This window comes from Bradyrhizobium tropiciagri (genome assembly GCF_001189845.1).
GTDB lineage: Bacteria > Pseudomonadota > Alphaproteobacteria > Rhizobiales > Xanthobacteraceae > Bradyrhizobium > Bradyrhizobium tropiciagri.
Map to the genome: position 1 here is coordinate 44,854 of NZ_LFLZ01000065.1, position 6,438 is coordinate 51,291.

6 protein-coding genes and 1 pseudogene are annotated in these 6,438 nt (G+C 66.2%); 2 read left to right on the top strand and 5 right to left on the bottom strand.

Annotated features, from left to right (window positions below):
- The first annotated feature begins 54 nt into the window (after positions 1 to 54).
- Positions 55 to 966, top strand: a complete 912-nt coding sequence (gcvA, locus tag AKN84_RS34830) for a transcriptional regulator GcvA (RefSeq protein WP_050424977.1) — start codon at positions 55 to 57, stop codon at positions 964 to 966.
- 13 nt (positions 967 to 979) lie between these two features.
- On the opposite strand, the pseudogene rimM reads toward gcvA, so the two are convergent.
- From rimM to ffh, 3 genes and pseudogenes are all read right to left on the bottom strand, one after another.
- Positions 980 to 1,500 (bottom strand): annotated as a pseudogene (gene rimM / locus AKN84_RS34835) (ribosome maturation factor RimM).
- A gap of 17 nt (positions 1,501 to 1,517) precedes the next feature.
- Positions 1,518 to 1,850, bottom strand: coding sequence for a 30S ribosomal protein S16 (gene rpsP, locus AKN84_RS34840; RefSeq protein WP_050424979.1), 333 nt, complete (start codon positions 1,848 to 1,850; stop codon positions 1,518 to 1,520).
- 140 nt (positions 1,851 to 1,990) lie between these two features.
- Complete coding sequence (gene ffh / locus AKN84_RS34845; RefSeq protein WP_050424980.1) at positions 1,991 to 3,538, bottom strand: signal recognition particle protein; 1,548 nt, start codon at positions 3,536 to 3,538, stop codon at positions 1,991 to 1,993.
- Positions 3,539 to 3,965: 427 nt separating this feature from the next.
- Here ffh and AKN84_RS34850 point away from each other — a divergent pair, with 427 nt between their 5' ends.
- The gene (locus AKN84_RS34850) at positions 3,966 to 5,030 is read left to right on the top strand and encodes an MBL fold metallo-hydrolase (RefSeq protein WP_050424981.1); all 1,065 of its coding nucleotides are present in this window, start codon (positions 3,966 to 3,968) and stop codon (positions 5,028 to 5,030) included.
- 92 nt (positions 5,031 to 5,122) lie between these two features.
- Here the strand turns inward: AKN84_RS34850 and AKN84_RS34855 are convergent, their stop codons facing one another.
- Positions 5,123 to 5,845, bottom strand: coding sequence for an SIMPL domain-containing protein (locus tag AKN84_RS34855; RefSeq protein ID WP_050424986.1), 723 nt, complete (start codon positions 5,843 to 5,845; stop codon positions 5,123 to 5,125).
- 5 nt (positions 5,846 to 5,850) lie between these two features.
- Positions 5,851 to 6,438, bottom strand: a 588-nt coding sequence (locus tag AKN84_RS34860; protein WP_050424987.1) for a GyrI-like domain-containing protein, incomplete at its 5' end; no start/stop codon positions are given.

Here is a 6,438-nt window from a genome sequence, read left to right on the forward strand (position 1 = left end):
TCACAAATCAGTAATAATCGGATCATGCGTTAGAAAATCTGGTATTGAGGGAGCATGTTCGTCCCACGCCGCAGCCTGCCGCCGCTCAATGCGGTCCGCGCCTTCGAGGCCGCCGCGCGGCTCGGCAGCTTCAAGGAAGCCGCCGCCGAGCTCAGCGTTACGCACGGGGCCGTCAGCCAGCAGATCCGCCTGCTCGAGGAATGGCTGGGCGCGCCGGCGCTGTTCCGGCGATCGGTGCGGCGCGTGGTGCTGACGCCGGCGGGCGCGGCGCTGCTGGCGGAGTTTGCGCCGGCGCTCGACCGGGTCTCCGCCGCCGTGCAGCAGCATCGCGCCCGGCGCGGCGACACAGCGGTCGCGGTGTTGCGCGTCAATGCGCTCGCGACATTCAGTTTGCGGTGGCTGCTGCCGCGGATGAGCCGGTTTCGCGCCGAGCATCCTGACATCGAGGTGCGGCTGAGCACGTCGAACGATCCGGTGGATGCGCTGCCTGAATCCTTCGACGTCGTGATCCGCGGCGGGCCGGATACCTTCCACGGCTTCTCGTCACGCTTCCTGGTGTCGGAGCGGCGGTTGCCGGTGTGCAGCCCGTCATTGCTCGCGCAATTGCCGCTGCACGAGATCGCGGATCTCTCGCGGCACACGCTGCTGCATGTCACGTCGATGCCGCGGTTGTGGCGCGACTGGCTGACTGAAGCGGGGCAATCCGCGCTGGAGCCTACGGCCTCGCTGACCTTCGATCATTTCTATCTGACGATCCAGGCCGCGCTCGATGGCCTCGGCGTCGCGATGGGGCCGACGGCGCTGATTGCCGATGACCTCGTGGCCGGGCGTCTGGTGACGCCGTTTCCGGACGTCAGCCTGCCGGCGCGGAGCTACTTCGCGTATTTCCCGGCGGGCCGCAGCAACGATCCGCACAGCGCGGTGTTCTGCGACTGGCTCGAGCAGCAGGGCCGGATGACAGGCTGAAGAATACTTCGGATCAGGCCGCCGACGGATCGTCGCCGTCGATTTCCTGCGGCAGGTCGATCACGACGCGGCCGCCGGCAAGATCGACCCTCGGCACCACCGCGTTGGTGAAGGGCAGCAGCATCGTCGCGCCCTGCGGCGGGGCGATCTCGATGATGTCGCCGGCGCCGAAATTATGGATCGCGATCACCTTGCCGAGCGGCTGCTCTGCCGTCGTCACCGCGGCGAGCCCGATCAAATCGGTGTGGTAATATTCGCCGTCGTCGGTTTCCGGCAGGCGATCGCGCGGAACGTAAAGCTCGAGACCGTTGAGCCGTTCGGCGTCGTCGCGGGTGGCGACGCCCTTCAGCGTCACCACCAGATGGTCCTTGGCCTCGCGCGCATGCGTGACCTCGAACTGGCGCGTGCCGTCCTTGGTCATCAGCGGGCCGTAATCCTTCACGGCCAGCGGATATTCGGTGAAGGTCCACAGCCGGACGCGCCGCGCACACCATGCGCAGCGCCGATACGGGCGACACAAACCGGTGCAGCCACCGTGGTCGCCGTTCAGCTTAAGCCTTGGCGGCGGCTTCGGCCTGCGCCTTGCGCTCCTTGCGCGGGACGGCCTTCTCGGGGTTGTTGCGCGGCGCGCGCTTCTTGACGCCGGCGGCGTCGAGGAAGCGGGTCACGCGATCCGACGGCTGCGCGCCCTTGGCGAGCCAGGCCTTCACCTTGTCCATGTCGAGCTTCAGGCGGGCCTCGTTGTCCTTCGGAAGCAGCGGGTTGAAGTGGCCGAGACGCTCGATGAAGCGACCATCGCGCGGGAAGCGCGAGTCGGCGACGACGACGTGATAGACCGGACGCTTCTTGGTGCCTGCGCGAGCGAGGCGGATAACAACGGACATTGAGTTCTCCTTAAGTGTTGGTTTGAAGTCTGTATTGGTCAGTTACGCCGTCATTGCGAGGAGCGAAGCGACGAAGCAATCCATGTCTCGGCGGGCGGTGAGATGGATTGCTTCGCTGCGCTCGCAATGACGAAAGAGGGTCATTTCTTCTTGCCCGGGAAGCCGCCGAGGCCCGGCAGCATCGGCTTGCCGGAAAGGCCGGTCAGGCCCGGCACGTTCGGCAGGCCGCCGCGCAACCCGGCCGGCAAATCCTTCGGCAAATTGGGCAGGCCGCCGCCGGCGCCGCCCTGCATCTTCTCGGCGAGCGCCTTCATCTCCTCGGGCGAGGGCGGCTTCATGCCGCCGCCAAAGCCCATCGCCTGGGCGATGCCGGCGAGCGGGCCGCGCTTGCCGGATCCCATGGCCTTCATCATGTCGGCCATGTTCCGGTGCATCTTCAGCAGCTTGTTGACGTGCTCGACGCTCTGGCCGGCGCCGGCCGCGATGCGCTTCTTGCGGCTCGCCTTCAGGAGATCCGGGTTCTTGCGCTCCTGCCGCGTCATCGAATCGATGATCGCGACCTGGCGCTTCAAAATCTTGTCGTCGATGCCGGCGGCCGCGATCTGGTTCTTCATCTTGGAGATGCCGGGCATCATGCCCATCAGGCCGCCGATGCCGCCCATGTTCGCCATCTGCTGCAGCTGCTCGCGCATGTCATTGAGGTCGAACTGACCCTTGCGCATGCGCTCGGCGGTGCGCGCGGCCTTCTCGGCGTCGATATTGGCGGCGGCCTTCTCGACCAGCGAGACGACGTCGCCCATGCCGAGGATGCGGCCGGCGATGCGGTTCGGATGGAAGTCTTCCAGCGCGTCGGTCTTTTCGCCGGTGCCGATCAGCTTGATCGGCTTGCCGGTCACCGCGCGCATCGACAGCGCCGCACCGCCGCGGCCGTCGCCGTCGACGCGCGTCAGCACGATGCCGGTGAGGCCGACGCGCTCATCGAACGAGCGTGCGAGGTTGACCGCGTCCTGGCCGGTGAGCGAGTCCGCAACCAGCAGCACTTCATGCGGGTTGGCGGCGGCCTTGATCTCGGCCGCCTCCTTCATCATGTCTTCGTCGAGCGTAGTGCGGCCGGCGGTGTCGAGCAGCACGACGTCGTAGCCGCCGAGCTTGCCGGCCTCGAGCGCGCGCCGGGCGATCTGCGGCGGCATCTGGCCGGCGACGATCGGCAGCGTCGGAATGTCGAGATCGCGGCCGAGCACCGCGAGCTGCTCCATCGCCGCCGGGCGGTAGACGTCGAGCGAGGCCATCAGCACCTTGCGCTTGTCGCGCTGGACCATGCGGCGCGCGAGCTTTGCGGTGGTGGTGGTCTTACCGGAGCCTTGCAGACCGACCATCATGATCGGCACCGGCGGCACGGAGTTGATGTCGATGGTCTGGCCGTCGGAGCCGAGCGTGGCGACGAGCTCGTCATGGACGATCTTCACCACCATCTGGCCCGGCGTCACCGACTTGACGACGGTTGCGCCGATCGCCTGCTCGCGGACCCGGTCGATGAAGCTGCGGACCACCTCGAGCGCGACGTCGGCCTCGAGCAGCGCGCGGCGTACCTCGCGCATTGCGGCATCGACGTCCTTTTCGGTCAGCGCACCGCGCCCCGTCAGACGATCGAGAATGCCACCAAGCCGTTCCGACAGATTGTCGAACAATGCCGTTGTCCTCTTTTCACCTCGCCCCGCTTGCGGGGAGAGGTCGGATCGCCCTTGCGATCCGGGTGAGGGGGTACAGGACTATCCACGCGCATCACGCGCGGAGAGAGCCCCTCACCCCGACCCTCTCCCCGCAAGAGCGGGGCGAGGGGGAAGGAAGTCCAAACACTTTCGCGCCCGAGGGCGCATCGCGCTGTCGGGCGTTGGCCTCTGGCCTCCAGGACCAGTCGGCGGGTCGAAAAGACGAAGCTTTCCGAGAAAGTCGCGGCGTTAAACGCTGCCGGGGCGGCAAAGTCAAGGAAAGTTTCGCTGCAACCGGATTAGGTCTGGCCTTAAATCACTGAAATTGCGTCGATTTGTTGCCTCCGTTCCGAATTCGCCGCTGCCACCCATATAAACGGAGCCTGCCTCCTATTCGGGAACCCGCTTGCCCATCACCCGCCGCCGCATTCTCGCAACCTTGACCGGAGCCGCCGCCGCAATCGGCGTGCCCTCGATCTGGATGACCTACATGAAAACCTACGACGGCCCCGTCTCGGATCATTTCGACGGCCTGCACTTCTTCGATCCCGACGGCTCGCCGCCGAAATCGCTCGGCGAGGTGCTGCGCTGGCAGTTCGGGGGCGGCCGGAAACGCGCGGTCTGGCCGGAATGGGCGCCAAGCCCCCATGCCGATACGCCGCCGCCACGCGTCGAGGGCGATAAAGTGCGGTTCTGCTTCGTCGGCCATGCCAGCTGGCTGATCCAGACCGGCGGCCTCAATATTCTTGTCGATCCGGTCTGGTCGATGCGCGCCTCGCCGTTCAGCTTTGCTGGGCCGAAGCGGCACAATGATCCCGGCATTGCCTTCGACAATTTGCCTCACATCGACATCGTGCTGGTGTCGCACGGCCATTACGACCATCTCGACGTCGCGACGCTGTCGAAGCTGAATGCCGCGTTCGGCCCTCGCGTGATAACGCCGCTCGGCAATGATGTGACGATGCGCGCATCCGATGCCGCGATCAAGGCCGAGGCGTTCGACTGGCATCAGCGCGTCGAGCTTGGCGGCGGCGTTGCCGCAACGCTGGTACCGACCCGGCACTGGTCGGCGCGCGGCCTGTTCGATCGCAACAAGGTGCTGTGGGCGAGCTTCGTGCTGGAGACGCCGGCCGGCAAGCTCTACATCGTCTGCGATTCCGGTTACGGCGACGGCCGGCATTTCCGCCGCGTGGCCGACGCGCATGGACCCTTAAGGCTCGCGATCCTGCCGATCGGTGCCTACGAGCCGCGCTGGTTCATGCAGGACCAGCACATGAACCCGGAAGACGCCGTGAAGGCGCTGGCCGATTGCGGCGCGGCGCAAGCGCTGGCGCATCACCACGGCACGTTCCAATTGACCGACGAGGCAATCGACGCGCCCGCGATCGCGCTGGGCGCGGCATTGGACGCGGCGAAAGTGCCGCGCGAGAAGTTTGTCGCGTTGAAGCCGGGGCAGGTGTTCGAGATTTAACCGTCATTGCGAGCGCAGCGAAGCAATCCACATCTCCGCAAGGCGGTAGATGGATTGCTTCGTCGCTTCGCTCCTCGCAATGACGGTTGAGGCTACTGCGCCGGCTTAATCGCCCACGAAACGCTCACATTCACCGTCAGCGTCTCCTCGCCTTGCGCCACCGGCGTCGGTGCAGCGGCGAATCCGGCGGTGGCCATCTTGGCGCGGAACATCGGCACCGGCGCCGAACCGACCTCCGCGATGTTCAACGGCGCGCCGAGCGTGACGCCGGCGGCCCTGGCGTAGATCTCCGCCTTGCGGCGGGCGTCGGCGACAGCCTTTTCGCGCGCGTCGTCGAGCAGCTTCGAGGCCTGCGACACCGAGAAATTGAGCGCGCCGATGTCGTTGGCGCCGGCGCCCACCAGCACGTCGATGACGCCGGCGACCTTGCTCACGTCGTGCAGCTTGATCGTGACGCGGTTGCTCGCGTGATAACCGACGATGCTGGGCGGCGCGTTCGGCGACGATGGCGTGCGGTTGGCGAATTGCGGCTGCAGCGACAGCCGCGAGGTCTGATAATCCTTCTCCGCGATGCCGGCGCCCTTCAGCGCGGCCAGCACCTTGCCCATCGTCACGTTGTTGGCTTCGGTGGCCTCGCGTGCGGTCTTGCCGTCGGTCGTGACGCCTGCGTCGAGCTGCGCCTGATCGGGCGCCGCCGATACGGTGGCTTCGCCGGTGACCGAGATCGCCGGCGGAAAGTCGGAATCGGCCATTGCGGGTGCAGCGAGCAGGGTGGTTGCGAGGAGGGCGGCGGCGAAGGGGAGGCGATAGGTCATCTGGTTCACTTCAAGGGTACGTAGACGTTGATCACAAGCTTGTCTTCGGCGGTCTTCAGCGGATCGGTGATGTATTCCTCGATGAAGGTGTCCTTGGCTTCGAGCTTCTTGTCGTCGAGGTGATTGGTGATCGCCTCATAGGTGTTGTCCATGTTGTCGTAGGAACCGCGGTGGACGAACTTCAGCGCCTTGCCGTCTGGCGAATTGCCCATGCTCATGTTCTTGCCGAGGTTCTTCGCATCCTGATCGACCGGGATTTCGGCGATGAAGGTGAAGCCGGTGTCGTCGGTCGAGGTGTAGACGATCATCGGGTTGCCCGATGCCTTGATGCCGTCCTTGTCGAGCAGGGCGGTGAGCTGCTTGAACGCCTCGATCAGCGCGTCGAAGGCGGAATCCCAATTGGCCGTGCCCTTCAGCATCACGACCTTCTTCGGCTCCAGCGTGAACGGCTCGCCGAACGGGTCGGCGGTCTGGACCGGGGCGGCCGGCGGTGGTGTCGGAGACTGCGACGCGGCCGGGCTGTCAGCCGGCGACTTGGTCTCGGCCGGCGGGGGCACGGGCGTTGCCGCCGGGGTCGGGGCGGGGTCGGGCTC